Origin of the sequence: Pristimantibacillus sp. PTI5, assembly GCF_048572955.1 — a bacterium.
In the GTDB taxonomy this organism is placed as follows: Bacteria; Bacillota; Bacilli; order Paenibacillales; family Paenibacillaceae; genus Pristimantibacillus.
In genome coordinates this window covers 7,085,336-7,111,139 of record NZ_CP183886.1, presented here as the reverse complement: position 1 = coordinate 7,111,139, position 25,804 = coordinate 7,085,336, and the positions used below count along the sequence as shown (strand labels likewise).

Here is a 25,804-nt window from a genome sequence, read left to right as displayed (position 1 = left end):
GAGTTTGCCTTCCCCACCTACATACGGAGAGGAAGAAACGTCCTATGAAATTGAGATGGCTGTCCGCAGCAATAACGCTGCTGCTTTGTTTCTCCTTATTCCCGGCAGCTGCCGGTGCTGCGAGCTCTCCAGCTTTTACGATGAGCTTATCAAAAGAGAAGCAGGCGGTCGGACAAATGGTCACGGTGACCGTCGATGGGGCTGGCTTAACGGATATGTACGCTTTCGAATTAACATTTGGCTTTGACTCCAAACGGCTGAAGCTGCTCGGAGCAAAGTCCGAAATCAAGGGCTTCTCGATCAAGCCGATTATCGAAAACAACAAAATCGTATTTGCCCACACGAAAACCGGTGCGGTAGCCGGCGAGAACGGGAAATTAACATTATGCACGCTTACGTTCGAAGCTTTGGCCGAAGGCCAGGCGAGCATAGAGCTGACGGGTGCCAAGCTTGTGGACAGCAAGCTGAAGGCGACCCAGCCTGCAGCGGCGTTCCGGGTAACAAGCAGCGTCAGCGGACATGCGGATAGCATTCATTTTAGCGATATGGTGAATCATTGGGCAAGAACGAATGTGGAAAGGGCAGTCGAATTAGGGATCGTGAATGGCTATGGCGACGGGACGTTCATGCCTGGCCGAAGCATTACGCGCGCAGAGTTCACGGCCATGCTGGTCAGGGCGCTTGAAATCCCGGCAGCAGATTCTGAGACAGCAGCTTTTTCAGATACTGCGGATATTCCATCATGGGCAAGGGCTTATGCCCGGATTGCGGCGGACAGAGGTTTTATTAAAGGCTACGAAGACGGTTCATTTAGAGCAAATCAGCCGGTTACGCGAGCCGAGATGACTGTCATCTTAACGAGAGTATTAGGCTTGACGATCGATCTGAACGACCGTACCGCATTTGCTGACCGCGATCAAATTCCGGCATGGGCAGAGCCATCGATTGCGGCAGCGGTAGAGATAGCGCTCGTTCAAGGCCAAGGAGGCAATCGATTCGCGCCTAACGCATCCGCTACGCGTGCCGAGGCCGTTACCTTAATGCTGAACATGCTGGATAAGAAGGCTGCGGAGACAGGATCGTAGGCTGGGAACAAGGAAGGCTGGTCATGTCTTATGTCTTGGATGATAAGAGAAGGAAGGGAATTTCATGAATCGTCGATTCGGTAAAATTGTTTCCAGTACGCTGGCTGTCTTGCTTGCAGGAACAATAGGTTTCTCGCCAGGAGCGGTTTGGGCTTCCGAAGGGAGCATGGCCGAACCCGTGCAGAATGCGATAGAGGAACCGGCGGAGCCGCTGGCGGAGGCGGGAAGCTATGATTATAAGCTGAACATAAACGGAGCCCAGGGCGGGGCAGCGATAAGCCCGACGTTAAACGGTATTTTTCTGGAGGATATTAATTACGCGGGAGACGGCGGACTTTATGCGGAGCTTGTGCAAAACCGGTCCTTCGAATTTGAAGAATCGCTCAGAGCTTGGTCGAAAGTAACGGACGGCGGAGGTTCGGCGAATGTCACCATTGAATCAGCGCAGCCGTTAAATGCTAAAAACCCGCATTATGCAAGATTGACGGTTCAAACACCGGGAACCGGCTCCGGCTTGGTTAACTCCGGTTTTGCTGGCATAGCCGTCGAACGCGGACTCCGCTATGATTTCTCCGTCTATGCGCGAAGCAGCGGAGCTTTTCAGTCGCCGCTGCGCATCCGATTGTTAAATGCAAGCAGCGAAACCATAGCCGAAGCTACGATAAACGGAATTACGAAGGATTGGCAGAAGCTTACGGCGACGCTTACGGCATCCGAGACTGCAGCAGCCTCCAAGCTAAGCGTTACCGCGTCCGGAGCAGGCAGCGTCGATTTAGACATGGTATCGCTTTTCCCGCAAAATACTTGGAAAAACCGTCCGGGCGGCCTGCGGGCCGACCTCGTTCAAGCGATGGCGGATATGAAGCCTAAATTTATCCGTTTTCCCGGCGGTTCCATTGTCGGCGGAAGAAACGTCGATAACTTTTACCGCTGGAAAAACACGATAGGCGACGTCGCGGAGCGCCCGATCAATAAAAACTTCTGGTCCGATCCTGCGCGCGGGAACGATCCCTATTACTATCAAACGGGCGGGCTTGGGTTTTATGAATATTTCTTGCTGTCGGAGGATTTGGGAGCGGAGCCGCTGCCGGTCATCAACGTCGGAATGGCGGAGCAATTCCTGGCGCCGGGCATCGTCGTGCCGCTTGCCGAGCTGCAGCCGTATATTCAGGACGCGCTTGATTTAATCGAATATGCGAACGGGCCGGTAACGAGCGAATGGGGCGCTAAGCGGGCAGCCGCAGGCCACCCCGAGCCGTTTCATTTGAAATATTTGAGCTTAGGCAACGAGCATTGGACCGGCGCTTACTTTGACCGTTATCAACGTTTCTATGACGCGATTAAGGCGGTGTACCCGTCGATAAATTTAATGCTGTCTTCCGGCGCTTATGCTTCAGGAACGGAATTCAGCACCGCTTGGAGCTGGGCTCGCCAGACGGGCAAAGCACAGGTCGTTGATGAGCATATGTATCAGCCGCCGGCTTGGTTCCTAAGCAATACGAAGCGGTACGACAGCTATGACCGCAATGATCCGCCCGTATTCGTTGGCGAATATGCCGCGCATATCGGATCGGGAGATAAGGGCAGGCTTAGCAATTTACAGGGCGCGATCTCGGAAGCGGCCTTCATGACGGGACTTGAGCGCAATGGCGATGTGATACGGTTTGCGTCTTATGCGCCGACGTTTGCGAAGGATAAATTCGTCCAATGGACGCCGGACTTGATCTGGTTTAATAATACAGACGTATTTGGCGCCCCCAGCTTCTATGTGCAGCAGTTGTTCAGCGCGAACGTCGGCGATCAAGTGACAGCCAGCGAGCTGCTGCAAAACGACGAACAGGAACAGAAGCCGATTGCGGGCAAAATCATGCTTGCCTCTTGGAGCACTGCGGTGGATTACGATGACTTATTGGTTACCGCGGCTAACGGCGAAACGCTGCTGAGCGATGATTTCAGCAGCGCGAACAGCCTTTGGAGCCCGAGCGGAGGGACCTGGCAGGTAACTGACGGGGTCATGAGACAATCAGGCACGGCGACCCCAGCCCGCAACACGGCAGGAGACGCAAGCTGGAACAATTATACGATGACTTTAAAAGCAACGAAGAAATCGGGGAATGAAGGCATGCTCGTCGGCTTCGGTGTAAAGGACACGGATAATTATTATTGGTGGAATATCGGGGGTTGGGGCAACACCCGGACTCTGGTGGAGAAGGCGGTTGGCGGCAGCAAAACCGAAATCAGCTCAGTCAATACGACGTTTCGGGTAGAAACGAACAAAACCTATCAGTTGAAAATCGAGCTCGAAGGCTCGAAAGTCCGCTGCTATATCGACGCCCAGCTGATCCATGAGTTCACGGATTCGGGAGGAGCGATTTCCCCCTTGTATTCGGTCGTGAGCAAAGACAATGAAAGCGGCGACGTGATTGTTAAGCTTGTCAATAATTCTCCGAACGTGCAGACGGTAAACGTGAACCTGGAGAATGTTTCGGGATTAGAGCCGCGCGGGACGGCGATTGTGCTGGCTTCCGATAACATCAGCTCGCAAAACACTTTTGCCGATCCACTTAACGTAGCTCCCGTTACAAGCGTTCTTCCGGGCGTATCGGACTCGTTCTTGTATGACAGCGTTCCGAATTCCGTTTCGATTCTTCGGCTTAAGACGAGAACGGGAATCGCAGCGGCAGCCTCAGCGGCCGTGACGACGGAAGCGGGCCAAGCGCCGCGTCTTCCGGAGACCGTCGAGGTTACCCTCAGCGACGGATCGACTTCGCAAGCTGCGGTAGAGTGGCATCCCGTAAGAGCGTTTAAATATGAGCAGCCCGGTTCCTTTACGGTTCAAGGCACGATTGAGGGCGCGACCTTTAACGTGTACGGACACGTCACCGTGACGCAGGGGGAGGAGCCTCCGCAAATGGCTATGCCTTCGCTTATCGTCAAATACGGATTCGATGAATCGTCCGGCACTACGGTGTCAGACTCCACTTACCATGGGCATGACGGTACGCTTGTAGGAACAATAAAGAGAGAGCAAGGCGGCAAAAAGGGAGGCGCATTGACCTTCTCAGGCACAAGCGGAAATTATATCGATGCCGGAACGAGCGAGGCCTTGCAGCCGAGCAGCCTGACGTTATCCTATTGGGTTAAACGGACAAGTGACATGGACAGCGCGGAAAACGTCCTGCTCTGGTTCAAGCCGGCGAATGGCTACAACCAAAATGGCTTGTATATTACGTATAACGGCACTAATGCGGCAGATCCAAGCTCGAGCTTCGTTGTCGTTGACGGCTTTAACGGATTTTACGTGAAGCAGCGGCCAAACGAGTTTCTGCCTCTGAATGAATGGACGAACGTTGTCATAACGTTCGATTCGGAGACGGATGATTCCGCTATCTACAAAAACGGCGTCAAGCAAGAGATCACCCTTACGGGTACGCCGGATTCCATCACCTCAACAAACGATGTCAAAAAAATCGGCGTATCCGGCTATAATAACGGCGCACAGCTTCAAGCGGCTTTGGATGATTTCCGAATTTACGACGGGGCAATGAGCGACACGCAGGTCAAAGCGTTATATGACGGGAAGCTTATCGAAGCCGTTCACCCCGCTGCGGCAGTTACGGTTGCAGGCACAGCGCCAAAGCTGCCTACGACTGTAAACGTGACGAATGAGAATGGCAGCACATCTGCCGCAGCCGTAGCATGGGATGCGGTGGCGCCGGCGGACTATGCCGCACCTGGCAGCTTTTCCGTGAATGGAACGGTGGAAGGCACGGCGCTGAAAGCGGTTGTTATTGTAACGGTTGCAGAACCTCCCGCGCAAATCCCGCATTTGGTGGCCCGTTATACCTTCGATGAGCAGTCGGGAAAAGAAGTCTCGGATGCTTCCGGGAATGGCCTTCATGGTTTAGTGGAAGGCGATGACGGCGAGTGGATCCAAGACGGCCGCGAGGGCGGTGCCCTAAAATTTAACGGAACAAATCAATATGTGGATTTGGGCGCAAGCGGTCAGCTCCAGCCAAAGGATATTACGGTAGCGTATTGGATCAAACGAACCGAGACGATGAACGGGCGCAACAGCAACATTTTGTGGTTCAAAGATGGCTGGAACGGCAATGGCTTTTATATTACCTATGACGGCTCGAATCCGGAGGATCTCAGCTCCAGCTATATGATCGTGGACGGCTTTAACGGATTTTATGTGAATGAAAGTCCCGATGAGTTTCTTCCGCTCGGCGAATGGACCCATATTGCCGTTACATTCGATTCGGAGACGAAGCTGGGGGCCATCTACAAGAACGGCATAAGCCAGACCCTAACGGTAAATGGCACGCCAGCCTCGATTACTCCGTCGGCCAAAAATAAAATGATCGGCATGTCGGAATACTCGAACTCCCATTTAAATGCGGCATTGGATGATATGCGCATTTATGACGTGGCGATGTCTGAAGCGGACATTATGGCATTGTACGAGGGGGAATCGGAATCGGAAGGAGCGATGCTGCTAAGCGGACCTAGCAGGGTTGCGGCTTTGGAGGAGTTCAGCGTAACGGCAGTCTTGCAGGATGTCGATCAGCCGGTGCTTGCTCAGGATATGACCGTTACCTATGATGTGGATAAGCTGGAGTGGATCGGTGTCGAGGAACCGATACTCAACCGCAATTTCGTCAAAGTCGGCGAGGATCATCAGCCGGGAACGGTACGCATCATGCTTGTTAATATCGGGGAAGCGGATGCGAGCGCGAACGGAGAGCTTCTTAAGCTGAGATTTAGAGCAAAAAGCATCGAAGGTCAGGCGTCTGCTGGAATCGCGGTGTCGAAGCTGGAGGTTGCGAATGGGGAAGGCGAGGAAACTGCCCTGACAGGAGCAGCGTTGAGCGTCATGATTAACGCAATCGATAAACAAGCTTTGACCGCGTTGATCGAAGAGGTGCAGGACGTATACGGTTCTGCGGTGGAAGGCACGAAAGCCGGACAATATCCGGTTGGCGCAAAGGCAAGGTTGCTGACCGCGATTGACTATGCAATCAGCATTGCGGCAAACGGCGCCGCTACTGCGCAGCAGATCGAGCAGGCTGCAGAGGAGCTGCAGACGGCGTTAATTACCTTTAAGGCAGCCATTATAAAGGAGCTTCCGGGAGACGTGAGCGGAGATCAACGCATCAGCATCGGCGATTTGGGCATTGTATCAGCGAGCTATGGGAAGACCTCTGATGATCCGCAGTGGGCCATCCTCAAGAAAGGCGATCTCAACAACGACGGCAAAATCGATATCGAGGATCTTGCCGCACTCGCAAGGCAGATTATAAGCGGATAGCACAATCGCAGCGATGGGAGAAGGGAAGGGATGCCGGCTTGGCATCCCTTCTATTCGCTGTCAGCGGATCGGCAAAATTCCTCATTATTCAACAAAACCTCCGATTGCAAACCGATTTTACGTAGAATAGGATGAAGATACGACAAGAGAAAGGGGCGATCTTCTTGTATAATATTTTACTCGTGGACGATGAACCGGGGCATTTGGCCGGCTTATCCAAAATATTGCGAAGGCTCCGTCCGGAATACGCCGTACGTACGGCTAAAAATGGGGAAGAGGCCTTAAACATTTGCGATTCGGAAAACTTTGAAATTATTATTACGGACATTCAAATGCCCATTATGGACGGGCTTGATTTTTACGAAAGGCTGCCAAGCAGCCGGAAGCCGCAAAAGGTCATTTTTTTAAGCGGCTACGATTATTTCGAGTATGCGCAAAAGGCGATTGGACTCGGCTCGTTTGAATATGTGCTGAAACCCGTCGATATCGATAAATTTACCCATATTCTAGAGAAGGCCGAACGGAGCTTAGAGGAAGAGCTTGCCGGGATCGAGGAGAAGGAGCGCTTATCGGCAAAGCTGCAGACCATCATTCCCTTATATCATAACCGCATTTTGAGCGATTGGAACCATGGCTTGCCTCTGTCCAAGGATGAAGAGAGGGAACTGCGCGATACCTTGCTGTTCCAAGGCGGAGGCAGCATCATCGTAACTGCGATCCATGGAAAGGACCATCCGGAGGATACGGAATTGGAGTTAAGCAAGGAACGGATCAAGGAAAAAATGCAAGAGCTGCTAAGCGAAAACGGCGTTTCGGTCAGTTTCTTCTCGGAGCAGGAGCGGAGCTTGCTCATTTCAGCAACGAATGCACGCTTGGAAGAATCCTTGCTTGCACGGATCGAGGAGCAGTTTCGGTTTGCTGAATTTGAAAGCGTTCGCATCAATGTCGGAATAAGCCGTTGCACGGAACAATTGGTCGAAGCGGCGCCGAGCTTGTTCAAAGAGGCTTATTTTGCCGGGATGGAAGGGTTCTACGCGGATGGGAGAATCGTCTTTACGAGCACCGGAACGAAAATTGATCCGCGTTTATTTCTTAAATCAAGCGCTAGGCTTGAGACGATGTTGGGCGATGCCATACATGCGACGCATGGTGAAAAAACGATAGAGAATGCAGCAAGGACCATCATAGCTAAGCTGGTTGAGGGGGAACGGCTGCCAGCGCCTTCAGAGCTGATCGCGTACTGCAAAAAACTGCTCATGAAGCTTTCGGAAGCAGCGGAATACCTAAAGCCTGAAATTCGGGAAGGCTTGGCTGCCAGCATCACAGAATCGCTTGATGAAGTTCATGCGATTGAGCAGCTCCAAGCGGTTATCGCAAGCCGTCTAGCCGACATTGCGGCTGCCATCACGGAAGCGCGGCGGGACAGCAAAGAAACGGTCATTTTTAAATGCCTGGCGTACATGGAAGAGCATTATATGGAGGATTTGTCGCTGGAGTCGGTGTCAGCCGTCTTTCATTTCAACAGCAGCTACTTTTGCCATTATTTCAAAAGCAAGCTAAATATCAATTTCAGCCAATATTTGACCCAAATTAGGCTGACGAAGGCCAAGGAGCTGCTGGAGCTAAGCAACGATAAGATTTATCAGGTGGCGGGCAGGCTCGGTTATCAGGATGCTAAATATTTCAACCGCGTATTCAAGAAGGAGTTTGGCTTGACGCCTGAGGAATACCGGTCGATAGCCCGCAGCATGAAGCAGGGATAATCTTCTATCCGGAGTCATCCATTCGGGAGGGAAGCGTTACGATTTCAATAGTGAAAGAACGATTATTAAACATGAAATTCAGGACCAAGCTAATCCTGTTTTTTGTGCTGCTCATCTCTCTTCCTTCCGTCATTAACGGATATATCAATTATAATGCGAGCTCCGATATCATCGTCCGCAACGCGAGGGACAGCATTCAGGAAATCGTCAAAAAAAATAACGAGATCGGCGACATCGTCTACAAAAATATCGAGGAGCGAACCGTAGCGCTCATTTCCGATCCGGATTTATTTCGCTTATTCGATAGGCCCCGTCCAGCTAACGATTACGAGCTTGTGAAAATGGATCGGCAGGCGACGGCCATTTTGTATAAGTATTTTGGACACAGCCAAGATTTTTACACCGTGCAGCTCATGACCAGCTACTACAGCTTCGGGTCAGGAACGCTGACGTATACGACGAACTCGCCATTCGTGTCCGTCTCGCCCCAAGGCTTCCAAAATTCCTATATCTATGATCAAGTAAAGGAACGTCAAGGAAGCTTAGTGTGGGTGCCGACATACGATTTGACGAGAGTGTATAACCAGGATCAGCTTTTTGGGATGGATCCGAAGTTTAAAATGGTGTTCTCCAGCGCGCGCATGATCAATAGCTCGCCCATTATTGACGGCGTCAGCTACAATTGGCCGGATTCGGTAGAACGCCCCGTGCTGCTCATTAATTTCAATGAAGAATTTTACCGCAATACGGTCGAACAAAGATTGCCTGTGCCGGATTCCTATTTCTATATCGTGTCCCGGGATGGTCAAATCGTCACGCATCCGGATTTCTCGAAGCTGGGAAAAAAAGACGAGAACGACTGGTACCTTGATGAGTTTAAGGCATCCTCGGGCACTTCGCTCGTGAAGGAGGATGGCGAGGATGTTCTCATTGCTTACGATACGTCGAAAGTAACGGATTGGATAACCGTTTCCGTCATTCCGTACAACCAATTGCTGCGAAATTTGCCTACCGTTCGATATATGGATCTCCTGATCGCCATGGCCCTTATCATAATCGCGATTGTCATTGCTTCTTTTATCGCGGGACGGCTGACGAATCCGATCAAAAAAATGCTGGTTGCGATCCAGTTAACCGGTTCCGGCGACTTCTCTACCAAAATTCCGGATCAATCGCAGCTCGAGTTTCGTATCCTGATCAAAAAGTTCAACCATATGAACGAGAAAATCCAAGAATTAATCAAGGAAAACTATGAGAGCACGCTGCGCGAGAAGGAAGCGGAGATCATGGCGCTCAACCTGCAGCTGAATCCCCATTTTTTGTACAATACGCTGAACATTATTAATTGGATGGCGATTGACCGGGACGATAGAGCAATCAGTAAAATGATCGTGAGTCTTTCCACGATGCTGCAGTATACGGTGAATAACAAGCAGGAAATCGTAAAGCTGAGGGATGATCTCGAGTGGTTGAGAAGCTACACGCATATTATGGAGAACCGTTTTGAAGGCGTTTTTAAAGTCACATACGAGCTGGATCATTTGCCGGGTGATTGCAAGGTGCCGAAGCTGTTTTTACAGCCGATCGTGGAAAATGCGATTATCCATGGCTTTGAAGCTTTGGAAAGCGGTGGCGCTATCCGAATTAGCGGGCAGGTGCGCGGCGAGATGCTGTATTTCGAGGTTAGTGATAATGGAAAGGGCATGTCCGTGCAGCAGGTCCGGACCTTGCTGAATCCGGAGGCGGAGGGCATCGGCGTGAAAAACATTGCTCAGCGCATTTCGCTTATTTACGGAAACCAGTCCCGGCTGAGCATTGAATCGGAAATTGGAAAAGGGACCGTCGTTGCGGTTACGATCCCGCTTCAGAGGTAAGCTTGCTCCGTGACGGGGGAGAGAGGGCAGTCGCTGGATCGATTTTACGGACCGTTTCAGCGATTATTCTCGGAACGCTAAGCTTGCTGCCAAACGTGTTTTCTCCCGTAAAAGCATCCTTGACCTTTCCTGCAACATAGACATAATCCCCGTTTTGCACATCAAGCCCAGGATCCTTGAAGGCGACGATCACGCTTTGCTCACGGTTGATCGGATCGGCGTACAGTTGAATATAAACCATTTTTTCGAGTCTTTGCGGCGTCGCGAAGATTTCGCCGTAAATCTCGACGGTCCTTCCCTTAAATTTATTTACCTTCTCGTACATGGCTCGGAATTGTTCTTTGGTCAGCGGCTCTGATTCATCCTGGGCGCAGCCAAGGATCGATGCAGCCATGAATAAGGTTACGAGCAGCATAATACCTCGTTTCATCCTTTACCCCCTATACCCTCACTCTTTTTATCCTAAAGCCGCTTATTGCGTTATTGCACCTGCATGAGTTCGATTGAAGCTTTGGCACGCAATTCCTCCAGCCAAGGACCGATCAAATCATAGATCTCCGAATCCATCAACTCATTTCGAATTTGCTCTTCGCGTTCGTTGAAGGCAGCGGCAGCGGCTTCTTGCCGTTCCGTTACGGCAAGGATGTGAAAGCCTTGGCTGGATTCCGCGATATGAGCTTGTTCACCCGGCTGCAGGGCAAAGGCGGCATCTTCCAAGCTTTGTTCCAAAAAACCCCGTTCGATGAAGCCTAGATCGCCGCCGTTGCTTTTTGCACCTGGATCAAGCGAGAATTGGACGGCGAGTTTGGCGAAATCTTCGCCTTTTTTTAATTTTGCGGAGATTTCTTCCGCCTGTTCCTTCGATTGCACAAGGATATGAGAAACCCGGATGGCTTCCGGCTCCGACCACAGCGCTTTATTTTGGTCATAGTAGTTACGTACGTCTGCTTCGGTTACGTCGGTTTTGTCCGATAGCAGCCGGCGCAGCAGCAGCTGCGAGCGTATTTGCGTCCGCATGGACCGGTCTGTGAAGCCATCCTCCGCAAGCTTGGCGCGGTATTCCTCCGGAGAATCGTATTCCCGTTTTAAGATGTCCAGCTGCCGGTCGATGTCCTCTTCCGTGATCGTTATTTTAAGTTTGCCCGCTTCTTGAGCGATAAGCTCATCCACGATTACCTTTTCTAATGCTTGCTTGCCGCCGGTATCCATGAGCAAGTCATAGAGCCGGTTTTTTTCGATTTCGATGCCGTTTACAATCGCAATGGTTTCAAGTACAGGCTTTTTATTGCTTTCACGTCCGTTCATGAAGGCTGTCATAAGAAGGAGCAGCAGCAAAAGGGACAAAGCAAGACAGCTAAACATCCATAAGCGATAGCTTCGATACCATGGTTTGACCGCTCGTTTCATCATTTATTTCTCCTTTACGGTTCATTCGTCTTTGGATAGAAAGTTGCTGCAAAGTCACTATAGCAAATCGAAAATAGCAAAGAAAGGTGAAAAATATACGGCAGGTTACCGTGCGAATGGAAGAAAACACCCTTCAAAAATATCGAACTTTTTTCGAATGAAATTGCATTGTCTTCGTTTCCTCGTCCTTTTATAGTCTTGATGTACCTAGCCGTCTGAAGAAGGAGGAGTGGAGCTTGATTCGTGTAAACGCTTAAAAGGATTATTGAAAACCATGGGGAATGAGGAGGTTTAAGAGATGCGGATTAAAAAATGGATGTCGCTCTTTCTGGTCGCAGCTATGCTGGGGGGCATCATTCCGTCCGTTCATGTATTCGCGGATGCATCTGCGGCAAATCTTATTGCTTGGTACACTTTCGATGAAGCAGAAGCAAGCAAAATCAAGGATCAATCGGGAAAAGGAAATGATGCAACGCTCGTGGGAAGCACTTCGATCACCGATGGCAAAAACGGCAAAGCTGTTCAATTGGCGGGCGGATACGTGCAGCTGCCCAATAACCTTTTAAACGGCGTGACCGATATGACCGTTTCTACATGGGTGTATATGGAAACCTCGCAGGACTATGCCAGATTGTTCGATTTCGGAAGCGGGACGACGCGTTACCTGTTCGTAACCGCAACAGGAAGAAACGAGGGGGCGGAGGGGTTAACCGCCGCGATTACGACAAATGGCTGGGGAAGCGAGCAGCATGTAACGAAGGGAAGGGATCTAAGCACAGGCGTATGGAAGCATGTTACCTTTGTCATAGAAGGGAATACGGGAACCTTGTACGAGGATGGCGTTAAAGCAGCGGAAAACAAAGATTTGACGCTAAATCCATCCAGTCTGGGAAGCACTACGTCTAATTTCATCGGTAAATCGCAATATAACGGCGATGCATCTTTCCGCGGAAAATTCGAGGATTTCCGTATTTACAATAAAGCGCTGAGCGCGGCTGAAATAACAGCGCTGCTGGATTTGTCTGACGAATTTATTGTGCATTCGGATCGGGATGAGATTAATTTAGGAAATTTATTCACGGTGGAGGCGGATATTGCGCTGCCTGCTCTCGGTCAAATGGGATCTTCGATTACATGGGCTTCAAGCAATGAGAAAGTGATAGCAACGGATGGAACGGTGATTCGGCCAGCACCTGGAAAAGGAAACGAGAACGTGCTTCTTACTGCGACAATCGCCAAAGGCGGCTATAGCGCAACAAGGGAATTCCAAGCGACCGTTTTGGCTAAGCTTTCCGATCAAGAAATAGTGGCTTTGGATAAGGAACATCTGCAGCTCGGTGATCTCGATGCGATTATTTCCGATTTGGAGCTGCCGGAGACGGGGCCAAACGGTTCGGCTATTGCGTGGCAATCGAGCAACAGCCAGGTCATCGGTACGGATGGAAAGGTGAATAGACCCGAGCCGCGCACGGGCGATGCGGAGGTAACGTTAACGGCCGTGCTCGCAAAAGGATCGGCCAGCGCGACGAAGACTTTCGGGGCACGGGTGATAGAACTGCCATTCCAGCTGTCCATACAAAGCATTAGGCCGGAGTACTTAGAAACGGCAATAGGGTCGGCGCCTGTCCTTCCGGACATCGTGATTGCCGATTATAACGACGGTGCAACAAGCCGGCAAATGAAAGTCATATGGCCAGAGATTGACCCGTCGAGCTATGAAAAAGCAGGTATCTTTCAAGTCGAGGGGACAGTACAAGGCACAACGGTCAAGGCAAAAGCCGAGGTCAAGGTCAAGGAAATAGTATTTAAAACCACATTTAGCCACGATCGGCTTCTACCGGGCGAGAACCTTCAAGTCGCCGTAAAAGCTAACAACAATAGCGGTATTGCCGTCCCTGTGCTCGTAACGGCTGCAAGATTCGACGAGGCTGGACGGATGAAGGATGCCGTTCATGCCAATAAGCGGGTAGAAGCCGGAACGACCGAGCAGTTGGACGCCGCTTTGCTTCTTCCAAGCCAAATTGCCGGGCATACGGTGAAGGTATTTGTATGGGAAGGCGATGAGATTAAATCGTCCAAGCAGAAGCCTTTATCTGCCGTTACCCAGCTTGCGGATCTATCAAGCGCACCGCTGACTCCATCCAACCTATCTGTCAAAGCAGAGGAAGGGAAAAGCCAAATTACCGTAGCATGGGATTCTACTCCAGGTGCTGTCAGTTACGATCTTGAAGTTGACGGCGCGGTGATGACCAATGTAAGCAGCCCCTACGAGCATAAGGGCTTGATTTACAACTCTACGCATTCTTATGCGGTTCGGGCCAAACGCGCGGACGATACATCGGCATGGAGTTTATCGCAAAACGCCACCGTGCAAGGCGTACCGGGCAATGCTAGCTGGTCTGTCCAGCCGTTTCAGCTAAGCCAAGTGTCGCTTGAAGACAGCCCGTTCACCGAAAACCGGGACCGCACCTACTCCTACCTGCTTTTCGTGGATAATGACCGGATGTTATATAACTTCCGTGATGCCGCTGGTTTGTCGACCAAGGGCGCTCAGCCGCTAGGCGGCTGGGATGCGCCGAATTCCAATCTTCGCGGCCACTCGACCGGGCATTATTTGTCTGCGCTGGCGATGGCCTACGCCAGCAGCGGCGACGACCGCTTCAAACAGAAGCTGGATGAAATGATTACCGAGCTGGGAAAGGTCCAAGATGCCATGCCGGCCAAAGGATACAGCGAAGGATTTTTGAGCGGCTATTCGGAGGATCAGTTCATTAAGCTGGAACAATTTACGACCTATCCGACTATCTGGGCTCCGTATTACACGCTTCATAAAATTATGGCCGGTCTTGTAGATTCTTACAAATATGCTGGAAATGAGCAAGCACTCGAGATCGTAGAGGCGATGGGCGAATGGACACACGGACGTTTAAGCGTATTGCCCAAGGAGCAATTGAAGCGAATGTGGTCTATCTACATTGCCGGGGAATACGGGGGAATGAACGAGGTGCTCGCGGAAATGTTTGCGATTACCGGCAACGATACATTTCTGGAAACCGCCAAGCTATTCGATAACGAGACCTTATTTAAACCGACGGCCGATAATACGGATACTTTGACCGGCAAGCATGCAAATCAGCATATCCCTCAAATTACGGGAGCTTTGCGCATATTCGATCAAACGAATGATCCTTATTATTATAAGGTCGCGGATAACTTCTGGCATATGGTCGTTGATAAACGGACCTTTAATATCGGGGGTACCGGGCAGGGCGAGATGTTCAGGGGCGCGGACGCCATCGCCGCTATTCTTGATGACATAACGGCAGAAACATGCGCTACGTACAACATGCTGAAGCTGACCCGCAACCTGTTTTTCCATAATCCTGATCCTGTCTATATGGATTATTACGAAAAAGCGCTTTACAATCACATCCTTGCCTCGCAGCAGCATGAGGAGCATGGCCATACGACTTATTTTGTTCCGCTTGGACCGGGCAACCAAAAATCGTATACGAATGATTATAATTCCTTCACCTGCTGTATGGGGACAGGACTCGAAAACCATGTAAAATACCAAGAGTCTATCTATTTCCATTCATCGGATTTATCGACGCTCTATGTTAATCTCTACATCCCGTCTACATTGCATTGGCAGGCAAAAGGATTTACGGTCACCCAAACAACGAGTTATCCGGAAGCAGGGGCAACGTCCATTTCCGTTGACGGAAACGGTCTGCTCGCGATTAAGCTGCGTGTGCCTTCTTGGGTAGAGAACGGCTATAAAGTATCCATAAACGGAGTTGAACAAAACATTGAGGCCGTCCCCGGATCTTACGTAACGTTGAGCAGGACTTGGTCTTCGGGCGATATCGTCGATATAACCATGCCGTTCAGCCTTCGGCTGGAGAAAACGCCTGACGATGCGAAAATTGGCAGCATTTATTACGGTCCGCTTGTCATGGTCGGCAAGAGCAACAGTACTTCTTGGTTGAATTTGGCGTTAAATGAAAATCAATTGTCCCAATCCATTGCCTCAACAGGCCCGCTTAGCTTTATGACGAACGGCATTCCGCTTGTGCCTATGTACGAGGCTCATAATTTCAGGTATCACGCTTATTTCAAAATCAACCCGTAAAAGGAGGAACGAGCATATGCCGCGAAAGTTGCCAACGCGAATATGGAGCTTGAAATTAATGCTTGCCGTTGCCATAAGCTTGTTCATGGCTGCGAATGCCGTCAGCGCGTCAGAGCAGCAGGAAGAAGTGACGTTACAGAACGTCAACGTGGATGAAGCCTCCGGCTTCGTCACCGTTCAAGGCAAAATCGCTTCGGGCAGCGGGAAGCAAGTAACGCTGACCATTACCGACCCGGGCGGCGAGCTGGATTACTTGAATCAAACGACAAGCGGCGCGGAAGGCTTCTTCGCTTTCACTTATCTGCCTTCCCGCGTTACTGCCGGCGAATATCATTTGCGGGCCGGCGGTGAAGATGTAAATACGCCATACCATCAGGCCCTTCAATTAAATGGGAACTTGGCCGGCGCTGTGCTAAAAGGGCCGGATGCCGTTCAGCCCGGGCAAAATATTGAAATCGTGTTTGGCTTAAAGGGAGCCGGAGAAGACGTTATGGCTCAAGACATGACGCTTGTTTTCGATGAAACCAAGCTTGCGTTCATTTCCGCGATTCCCTTGGATGAATGGAATTTCGCGATCGCGGATTTCAAACAGACAGCAGGGAAAATCCGATTTTTGAGCGTTCATCTTCATGAACCGCCTGCAGACCGCAATATCGATCATCTGAAAATAACGTTTAAGGTTAAGGAGAATGCGGCAGGCGGCATCGCTAATGTCGCGGTTTCCGAACTCATTACGGCAAGCGGAAACGGAGTTGAAACGACGCTTCAAGGCGCTGCGCACGGCATTCAGATCGGGCACGTAGACAAAGCCGCTCTGAACGAGCTATTGTTGATGGCGCAGCAGACCCATCAATCTGCGGTCGAGGGTAACCGGATCGGCCAATATCCTACCGGTGCCAAAGCAGCACTGCAGCAAGCGATTGATATCGCTGCGCTTATCGCTGGCGACACGAATGCTACGCAAGCAGCAGTAACGAAAGCAGCCGAAGACTTGAATGCGGCGCTCGAAGCCTTTAAAGCGGCAGTCATTACAAAGGTTATCGGCGACAACAACAACGATAACCAGGTAAGCATCGGTGATTTGGCGGTCATGGCCAAAGGATACGGCATGACATCGCAAAGTCCGGGCTGGGATGCCGTGAAGGGAAGCGATCTCAATCGGGACGGCAAAATCGACATCGAGGATCTTGCGGCCTTAGCCAGATTGATTTTTAACTGGTAGCAGGCAAAGCAGACAAAAGATTCGGGCGGCGGACAGCATTAGGGTCCGGCGCCCGTTTTTTATTCTCATTTTTTTGTAATCGTAGAAATTATTTGGTAATGTTCCCGTTTATATAGTGGCATTCGGCAATAGTTGCTAAGATGGAATGGAAATGTAAATGCTTACTTTCAGCTAGGCTGCGGAGGTGGACGGAAGATGCTCCCGCTTCATCAAAAAGGAGGCGAGCTCGTTGAAAAAAGTGTTTTTGATCGATGATGAACCGGATATAAGAGAAGCGATGCGCGACCGGATTGACTGGGAATCCATCGGCTGCGTGTTTTGCGGAGATGCCCCTGACGGGGAGCTGGCGCTCCCGCTAATCAACCGGCTTCATCCTGATATTATCGTCTCCGACATTAAGATGCCGTTTATGGACGGCTTGGAGCTTAGCAGAAATGTGAAGCGCACGATGCCTTCCGTGAAAATTATTTTGCTAAGCGGACACGAGGAGTTCCATTATGCGCTTGAGGCATTGCGTATCGGGGTAAGCGAATATTGCTTGAAACCGATCAGTTCCTCTGAGCTAAGCGATGCCGTTCGAGCAGCAGCCAGACAGATCGATATCCAAAACCAGAAGGACCACAGGCAACCCGAGCATGCCAGCATCCATAGCCAGCGGGAAACGTTATCCATGCAGAAGCTTAGTGCTATCGACCGTGCGGAAATAAGTGACTTCATGAAGTATGGCCAGGCCGCAAACGCATTGTCCTTTACGAGAAAATATTTGAGCTTCCTTGGCGGCATAGATTGGAAGACGTCCTTTGTCGGCCGCTACGTCTGCATGGAGCTCGGATTATCGGCGCTTCAATTCTGCAGGGAATCGGTCTCTAGCGATGGGTTGTCCGAAGATGAGATCAATATGCTCGAGCAAAAAATAGCAAAGGTAACCAGCCATGAAGAGGCCGTCGATTATATCGCCGCGCTTCTGGAGACGGTTACGAGATTCCGCGAGCAGGCTAACAATAAATACGCGGGGAAAATTTTAAAAGCGAAGGACTTTATCCGCGCGCAATCGGCCAGGTACGAATTATCGCTTCATATCGTTGCCCAGCATGTCGGCATGAGCCCCAGTTATTTCAGCACGATCTTCAGCCAGGAAACCGGTCAAACCTTCGTCGAGTTTCTGACCTCCGTCCGAATGGCCCGCGCGATTGATTTCATGCGAACGACGGACTTCAAAACCTATGAAATTGCCTATAAAGTGGGCTATAACGATGCCCATTACTTTAGTTTCTTGTTCAAAAAATTCACAGGCACGACAACTAGGGAATTTCGCAAAATGGACAAAGCGGCTGCCGTCCTTAGAGGATGACCGGCCGCGAACCTTTGGGAGGGGTTTCGTTGACCAATCATTTAGCCAATCCGCGTTACGGCGTCACGCCGGCACTGAAAGATGTAAGAATAGACAGTCCGTTTTGGTCGAGATATATTCAACTGGTAAAAAACACGGTTATACCCTATCAATATGAAGCCATACACGACCGAATTCCCGAGGCCGAAAAGAGCTTCGCTATCCAAAATTTCCGGATCGCCGCAGGACTTGCGGAAGGGGAATTTCAAGGCATGGTCTTTCAAGACAGCGACGTTGCAAAATGGCTGGAAGCGGTTGGATACAGCCTGCAGGCCATGCCTGATTCCGAATTGGAGAAGCTGGCTGACGAGGTGATTGATTTGGTTGCGGCGGCGCAGCAGCCTGACGGTTATTTAAACACATACTTTACGATTAAAGAGCCGGATAAGCGCTGGACCAATTTAGCTGAATGCCATGAACTATATTGCGCCGGCCATATGATGGAGGCAGCCGTGGCTTATTTTGATGCAACGGGCAAGCGGAAGCTGCTTGATGTCATGTGCAAATTCGCTGATTATATCGATTCGGTTTTTGGTAGAGGAGAGGGCAGGCTTCATGGCTATGACGGCCATCAGGAGATCGAGCTGGCGCTAATCAAGCTGTACCGCACAACGGGCAATGACCGCTACCTGCAACTAAGCAAATACTTCATCGATGAGCGAGGCCAATCGCCTCTTTATTTGACAGAGGAGTGGGAACGAAGGGGGCGGAAAACCTTTTTCCCGGAAATGAAGGATTTTGGCGTTGATTACGCGCAGGCGCATGAGCCCGTGAGACAGCAGCAGCATGCGACCGGACATGCGGTAAGGGCCGTTTACATGTATGCTGCCATGGCTGATATCGCTGCAGAAACGGGTGATACCGGTCTTTATGAGGCCTGTAAGCGCTTGTGGGACAATCTTGCAGGAAAGAGAATGTATCTTACGGGAGCAATCGGATCGCAGGCTTTTGGCGAGCGATTTTCCTATGACTATGATTTACCGAGCGATCTTGCTTACGCAGAGACCTGCGCTTCGATCGGACTTATTTTTTTCGCGGAGCGGATGCTTCGTCTGGAGCCGAACAGTCAATATGCGGATGTGCTCGAGCGAGCTTTATATAACACCGTGCTTGCTGGCATGTCACTGGACGGGAAAAAATTCTTTTACGTGAATCCGCTCGAGGTTGTGCCCGAGGCATGCGATTACCATAACAAGCAGCATGTAAAGGCAGAGCGGCAAGGCTGGTTCGGCTGTGCTTGCTGCCCGCCGAATGTGGCGCGGTTGCTATCATCGCTTGGTAAGTACATTTATTCCATACGCGAAAACACGATTTTTGTTCATCTTTATGCAGGCAGTGAGGCTAATTTGAAGCTCGGTGCACAAAACGTTCGGCTCGTTCAAGAAGCTGATTTGCCTAGCGGCAATAAAGTTTCCGTTCAGGTATATCCGGGCGAGGAAGCCGTCTTCTCTCTAGGCTTTCGACAGCCTGATTGGTGTCCGGCTATGCAAATAACGGTCAACGGCGAGCAGCTTTTGAAGGAGGGCCGTTCGGAAAACGGCTACATCCTGATTGAACGGACGTGGAAAGACGGCGATGCGGTCGAGTTAGAATTGGAGATGCCGATTATCCGCATGATAGCGAACCCGCTCGTTCGCGAAACGATAGGTAAGGTTGCGCTTCAAAGAGGGCCTCTCGTCTATTGCTTAGAAGAGGCGGATAACGGAAATTTGCTGCATGAGCTCGTGCTTCCGGGAAATGCGCAATTACAGGCAGATTTTCAAAGCGATCTGCTTGGAGGCGTCACGGTCATCCGCGGACTAGCTGAGCGAGCCTCGGCTTCCGATTGGAACGGAAAGCTCTATAAACCATCTGCAGCGGAAACCAGCTTCGAGGAAAAGGTAACGTTCATTCCGTATTACGCGTGGGCTAATCGAGCCTGCGGCGAAATGACCGTATGGATAAGAGCGAAATAATGCTTCGGCTCGCTGGAGTTTTTTTGAAACGAAACCCAAAAAGGGGGATATCCCGCTAGGTCACTGACCTTGCGGGATATCCCCCTGTTTCAGATGGTTGGTTTATAAGAAGGACGGCCACCGTCGTGACGGCCCCTTACGATTGCTACGGATGCCGCTGCCAATCGTTTTATTCAGCTAAGCCCGCACCTGTTGTTTAGCCTCAAAATTCATGCAGGGCTTCCCGGAGGAGGACAAGACCGCGAGACTAGGCATCGTTTTCGTTTTAAAACCAAAGGCTTTGCAGCCTCTTGGGCTATTAGGGTCCCATGTTATAAAATAATATTTGCATTTCATGCAGTCAATCCGTGGATTCTCCGACATTTCGACCTCGCATTAAGTAGGATAAATTTAAGTATATCTTATCTCAAGGTCTGCGACTTCACAATCAATTTAGCATATTTTCAGATCTTTTATCCCATATTTTCATCGCGCCATACATAAATCCCATAAATTTGTAAAACATGCTAACAACAGTTCCTTTAACAAATGCAATGCTGCCTTTTAAAAGACATTTCGTTTTTTTCGCGGTCGTTCTGATTTTTGCTTGCGCTTATTTCGATTTTTACTTACGCTGAGCAATAGGTTTCTCGTTACCTTGCCGAAGGACTTTAGGAAAAGCAAGGCCAAGCCTTGCTGAGAAGGTATCAATTGACCGTCAACCGGGCACGATTTAGAATCAATCCTGCACATTGTTTTGTTTATTCGGAGAAAGATACTGTTTAATAAATGAAATGTGTTATCCTTATTCGTAGCGCTAACGGATGTCATATCATTTTACTTCGTTATCCGAATGTTGGCTTTTGGTGGATTACTCCGCCGCTTGGCGGGAATGCCACACCTTTTTCACTTATTGTGCACGCGGTTTGGAGGATTAGGGCTTTGATCCTCTGCTTTGGTGTCTTTACGAAACAGGACAACTTGAATTAAAATAGCTTGAAGATACGGAAACGTGACTACAGATTGGGGGACGCTCATGTCAGAGCAAACAGATCTCTTCGCAAATACAGCGGCCGCAGACCGAAATTACGAGGCCGATGATATACAGGTACTTGAAGGTTTGACAGCCGTACGAAAAAGGCCGGGGATGTACATAGGCAGTACGAGCAGCTCGGGTTTGCATCACTTGGTTTGGGAAATTGTCGATAACGCGGTCGACGAGCACTTAGCCAAGTTTTGTTCGGCTATCGAAGTTACGCTGCATAAGAACGGAGCAGTAACCGTTCATGATAACGGGCGCGGTATTCCGACCGGCATGCATAAGACCGGCATCCCGACACCGCAGGTTGTGTTTACCATTCTGCATGCAGGAGGAAAGTTCGGCGGCGGCGGATATAAGAAATCCGGCGGCTTGCACGGCGTTGGCGCTTCGGTAACGAATGCCCTGTCGGAATGGCTCGAGGTCGATATTTACCGTGATGGCAAAATTCATCGCCAAAGGTTCGAATATTGGGTCGACGAAACAGGCCGCGAGCATGTCGGCGAGCCGGTTCGAGGATTAGAGGTTATTGGGACAACGAACCGGACAGGCACCAAGGTTACTTTCAAGCCGGACGGCCGCGTCTTTCAGAACGGGACGACGCTAAGCTATGACACGCTCGCGGAAAGGCTTCAAGAAATCGCTTTTCTTAACTCCGGGCTGAAAGTAACGATTAAAGATGACCGCAGCGGCAAGCAGGATGTATATCATTATGAAGGCGGGGCGCGTCAATTCGTTCAGTTTTTGAATGAGGACAAAACGGTACTTCATGACGTCATTCACTTCGCAAGCGAGCGGGATGATATTGAGGTTGAAGTTGCCCTCCAATATAACGATGGGTATACCGAAACCATCGCTTCTTTCGTTAACTCTATTCCAACCCGAGGCGGCGGTACGCATGAAACCGGTTTTAAAACCGCCTATACGCGAGTAATGAATGATTATGCGCGGAAAGCGGCAATGCTGAAGGAGAAAGAAAAAAATCTGGAAGGCAACGATCTGCGGGAAGGCATGATGGTGGTCATTAATATCAAAATGTCCGAGGTAGAGTTTGTGGGCCAAACCAAAGATCAGCTCGGCAGCTCTTCCGCGCGTAGCGCGGTAGATGCGATCGTCTCCGAGAAGATGCAGGTTTTTCTGGAGGAAAACCCGCAAATCGCGCAAATGCTGCTAAAAAAATCGCTGCAAGCTTCGAAGGCCCGTGAAGCGGCCCGCAAGGCGCGCGAAGAAATCCGAAGCGGCAAGAAGCGGAGCGAAAGCTCGAACCTGAACGGTAAGCTAACCCCTGCGCAGTCTAAGGATTATACGCGTACGGAGCTGTTTATCGTGGAAGGGGACTCCGCAGGCGGTTCGGCCAAGCAAGGCCGAGACTCGAAATACCAGGCGCTCCTGCCGCTCAAAGGCAAGCCGATGAACCCCGAGAAAGCGAAATTGATCGACATTTTAAAAAATGACGAGTATAAAGCGATCATTTCGGCCATCGGAGCGGGTGTCGGTTCCGAATTCGTAGCGGAAGAATGCAATTACAATAAAATCATTATCATGACGGACGCGGATACAGACGGCGCTCATATTCAAGTGCTGCTTCTTACTTTTTTCTATCGCTATATGAAGCCGCTTATCGATCTGGGCCGCGTATATATCGCTCAGCCGCCCCTGTACAAAATTACCCGCAAATCAGGTAAACTCGAAACGATACGCTATGCATGGACGGATGAACAGCTGCAAAATTATTTGAAGGAATACGGCAAAAACTACGAACTGCAGCGTTACAAGGGACTTGGAGAGATGAATCCTGACCAGCTGTGGGAAACAACGATGGATCCGGAGAAACGCACGCTTCTGCAGGTGCAGATTGAAGACGCGGCCAAAGCTGAGCGCCGAGTATCGACGCTGATGGGCGATAAGGTCGATCCGCGGAAGCGCTGGATCGTAGAGAATGTCGACTTTATGGAATATGAGGAGTAGGGGGATTACTGCATGAGTATGCTGGAACAATTTTTACCGGCGTTTTTGGAGGAGGTTGTGGGAGACCGCTTCGGACGCTATTCAAAGTATATTATTCAGGACCGCGCCATTCCTGACGTTCGCGACGGCTTGAAGCCGGTGCAGCGTCGTATTCTATATGCGATGTATGATTCGGGAAATACGCCGGACAAGCAATACCGCAAATCGGCGAAAACGGTCGGCGACGTTATGGGTAACTATCATCCGCACGGCGATTCATCCATTTATGAAGGTATGGTAAGGATGGCACAGCCATGGAAAATGGGGCATCCGCTCGTTGACGGACACGGAAACTGGGGCTCGCAGGATGATGATCCCGCGGCAGCCATGCGTTATACGGAAGCGCGTTTGTCCGCTATTGCGATGGAGCTGCTTCGCGATATAGAGAAAAGAACGGTTCAATTCAAGGATAATTTCGATAATACGACGAAGGAGCCGGTTGTGCTGCCGTCGCGGTACCCTAATTTGCTCGTTAACGGGACCAGCGGCATCTCTGCCGGCTTTGCCACGGAAATTCCGCCCCATAACCTGCGCGAGATCATCGATGCTTGTATCGCGCTTATGGGCAGTCCTGAGCTTTCGCTGGAGGAGCTCATGACTTATGTCAAAGGCCCGGATTTTCCGACCGGAGGCATCATTATGGGCGAAGAAGGTATTCGCGATGCTTACGCAACTGGCAAGGGACGTATTTACATACGCGCCAAAACAGCGATCGAAGACATGCGCGGCGGCAAGCAGCAACTGGTCATTACTGAAATCCCTTACCAGGTCGTTAAATCCCGCCTGGTTACCGCAATGGAAAACATCCGGCTCGAGAAAAAGGTTGAGGGCATTGCAGAGGTGCGCGACGAGAGCGGACGGAACGGTCTCCGAATTGTCGTCGAGTTTAAGAAAGACGCCGATGCGCAGGGGATTTTGGCCTATTTGTTTAAGAAAACCGATCTACAAGTGGCATACAGCTTCAATATGGTCGCAATCGTTAATAAAACGCCGATGCAGCTTGGTTTAAAGCAAATCTTGTCGGCCTACATCGAACATCAGAAGGAAGTCGTCACCTACCGGACGAAATACGATCTCGAAAAGGCTGAGGACCGGGCGCATGTGGTCGAGGGTCTCGTGAAGGCGCTCAATATTTTGGATGAAGTCATCGCAACGATCAAAGCTTCCAAGAACCGCGCGGATGCCCAAGATAATCTGATCGCAAAGTTCGGGTTTACCGCCCGTCAAGCGGATGCCATCCTGACGTTGCAGCTATACCGTTTAACGAATCTTGAGATTACGACGCTTGAGAAAGAGCTCAAAGAAGCCATGAAGAAGATTGCTTATTTGAAATCAATCTTGGCTAGCGACAAAAAGCTTATTGGCGTCATTAAGGATGAACTTCTTGAAATCCAGACGAAATACGGGATCGACCGCCGTTCGGACCTGCGCGGTGAAATCGAAGAGCTGAAGGTAAACCTTGAAGTGCTGGTAACGCCGGAGGATGTTCTAGTTACGCTAAGCCAAGACGGATACGTGAAACGGACAAGCATGCTTTCGTTTACGAGATCGGGCGGAGAGCTGCAAAATGCGGGCGTCAAGGAAGGCGACTTCGTTCGAGAGCTGCTCGCGGTAAATACCATTGATAATTTGCTGCTGTTCACTCGCAAAGGCCAATATTATTTATTGCCTGTCCATCAAATTCCTGAATTTAAATGGAAGGACACGGGAACAGCTATCGTAAACGTTGTGCCGATTCCAAAGGATGATTCGATCGTTAGCGTGATCCCGGTTAAAGATATTTCTGCTTCCGTCTCATCGCTTGTTTTTGTAACCAAAAAAGGCCAAGTCAAGCGGACGGAGCTTAAGGAATACGCGACTACGAGATCGACCGCCGTTGCGGCATGCAAGGTTTCGGAAGGCGATGAAGTGATCCGGGTGGTCCTCAGTGACGGATCGAAGCAAATCATGCTCGTTACCAAACAAGGAATGAGCATTCGATTTGCCGAGACGGAGGTTAATCCGATGGGCAGAGTGGCAACCGGCGTAAGAGGAATCCAGCTGAAGGATGGAGACGAGCTTATCGCTGCGGAATGGGTTGCAGAGGATGAAGGCGAAGTGCTCGTCATTACCGATATTGGTTACGCTAAGCGAACGCTGCTGCTGGATTATCCGATCCAGGGCAGAGGAGGCAAAGGCGTACAAACCTTTGAATTCAAAGAAGGCAAGCGGGTGCGTCCGAACGGAGCTGCGCTCGTCGGGGCGTATTATTGCAAAGCTGCGAAGGAAATTGTTGCAGTGACCTCATCGGGCGCCAAGTTAACGGCCACTTCGGAGAAAGCGCCGATAGAAGAGCGTAAAGCGATTGGAAAGCTTGTGTTCCCGGTCGAGAAATCGGATGTAATTACAAATACGCTTGCACGCTCTGTCTCAGAACTTAATCAAAAGGCCGATTAGGCGGATCAAATCGTTCAATAACTTCTAATATGGCCTCAAGCATGACCCACAATGGTACCAGCTCATCCGGGCGGTTCAGCCATTGTGGGTCTTTTATGATGCCATAACTTTTGATTTTTTCCATAATCAACGCTTTTCTTTCTTCCACTCGGTACACGCTCCTTACTTTATTAACATAAACAGACATGGCGCTGGGCC

Annotated in this window: 13 protein-coding genes; 10 read left to right on the top strand and 3 right to left on the bottom strand. The window is 50.3% G+C overall.

What is annotated here, in order from left to right; translation table 11 throughout:
• The first annotated feature begins 44 nt into the window (after window positions 1-44).
• From ACN6MW_RS31665 to ACN6MW_RS31650, 4 genes are all read left to right on the top strand, one after another.
• Complete coding sequence (locus ACN6MW_RS31665) at window positions 45-1,085, top strand: S-layer homology domain-containing protein (RefSeq protein ID WP_419873664.1); 1,041 nt, start codon at window positions 45-47, stop codon at window positions 1,083-1,085.
• A 64-nt stretch (window positions 1,086-1,149) separates the two neighbouring features.
• A complete protein-coding gene (locus ACN6MW_RS31660) occupies window positions 1,150-6,399 on the top strand; it encodes a LamG-like jellyroll fold domain-containing protein (protein ID WP_419873663.1) in 5,250 nt (1,749 codons plus the stop codon).
• Between the two features lie 164 nt (window positions 6,400-6,563).
• Entirely contained in the window at window positions 6,564-8,162 is a 1,599-nt protein-coding gene (locus tag ACN6MW_RS31655) for a response regulator transcription factor (protein WP_419873662.1), read from the top strand.
• Window positions 8,163-8,233: 71 nt separating this feature from the next.
• The gene (locus tag ACN6MW_RS31650; RefSeq protein WP_419873661.1) at window positions 8,234-10,036 is read left to right on the top strand and encodes a sensor histidine kinase; all 1,803 of its coding nucleotides are present in this window, start codon (window positions 8,234-8,236) and stop codon (window positions 10,034-10,036) included.
• Here the strand turns inward: ACN6MW_RS31650 and ACN6MW_RS31645 are convergent.
• Together ACN6MW_RS31645 and ACN6MW_RS31640 are read right to left on the bottom strand one after the other, a co-directional pair.
• Entirely contained in the window at window positions 10,014-10,466 is a 453-nt protein-coding gene (locus tag ACN6MW_RS31645) for a hypothetical protein (RefSeq protein ID WP_419873660.1), read from the bottom strand. The two genes, ACN6MW_RS31650 and ACN6MW_RS31645, sit on opposite strands and share 23 nt — an antisense overlap.
• Before the next feature lie 50 nt (window positions 10,467-10,516).
• On the bottom strand, window positions 10,517-11,446 hold the full coding sequence (locus ACN6MW_RS31640) for a peptidylprolyl isomerase (protein ID WP_419873659.1): 930 nt from the start codon (window positions 11,444-11,446) through the stop codon (window positions 10,517-10,519).
• A gap of 295 nt (window positions 11,447-11,741) precedes the next feature.
• On the opposite strand from ACN6MW_RS31640, the gene ACN6MW_RS31635 reads away from it, so the two are divergent.
• The 6 genes from ACN6MW_RS31635 (at window position 11,742) to gyrA (ending at window position 25,606) form a co-directional block, all read left to right on the top strand.
• On the top strand, window positions 11,742-15,578 hold the full coding sequence (locus ACN6MW_RS31635; protein WP_419873658.1) for a beta-L-arabinofuranosidase domain-containing protein: 3,837 nt from the start codon (window positions 11,742-11,744) through the stop codon (window positions 15,576-15,578).
• A 16-nt stretch (window positions 15,579-15,594) separates the two neighbouring features.
• The gene (locus ACN6MW_RS31630) at window positions 15,595-16,800 is read left to right on the top strand and encodes a cohesin domain-containing protein (protein ID WP_419873657.1); all 1,206 of its coding nucleotides are present in this window, start codon (window positions 15,595-15,597) and stop codon (window positions 16,798-16,800) included.
• A gap of 238 nt (window positions 16,801-17,038) precedes the next feature.
• Window positions 17,039-18,151 carry a response regulator transcription factor gene (locus tag ACN6MW_RS31625; RefSeq protein ID WP_419876507.1) on the top strand — a complete coding sequence of 371 codons (1,113 nt, stop codon included), beginning with the start codon at window positions 17,039-17,041 and terminating at the stop codon, window positions 18,149-18,151.
• Between the two features lie 29 nt (window positions 18,152-18,180).
• Complete coding sequence (locus ACN6MW_RS31620; RefSeq protein ID WP_419873656.1) at window positions 18,181-20,145, top strand: glycoside hydrolase family 127 protein; 1,965 nt, start codon at window positions 18,181-18,183, stop codon at window positions 20,143-20,145.
• A gap of 1,015 nt (window positions 20,146-21,160) precedes the next feature.
• Window positions 21,161-23,131: a DNA topoisomerase IV subunit B gene (parE, locus tag ACN6MW_RS31615; protein ID WP_419873655.1), complete on the top strand. Its 1,971-nt coding sequence runs from the start codon at window positions 21,161-21,163 to the stop codon at window positions 23,129-23,131.
• A gap of 12 nt (window positions 23,132-23,143) precedes the next feature.
• On the top strand, window positions 23,144-25,606 hold the full coding sequence (gene gyrA, locus ACN6MW_RS31610) for a DNA gyrase subunit A (RefSeq protein WP_419873654.1): 2,463 nt from the start codon (window positions 23,144-23,146) through the stop codon (window positions 25,604-25,606).
• Here gyrA and ACN6MW_RS31605 read toward each other — a convergent pair.
• Window positions 25,587-25,754: a hypothetical protein gene (locus ACN6MW_RS31605; protein ID WP_419873653.1), complete on the bottom strand. Its 168-nt coding sequence runs from the start codon at window positions 25,752-25,754 to the stop codon at window positions 25,587-25,589. The genes gyrA and ACN6MW_RS31605 overlap by 20 nt on opposite strands.
• Between the last annotated feature and the right edge of the window lie 50 nt (window positions 25,755-25,804).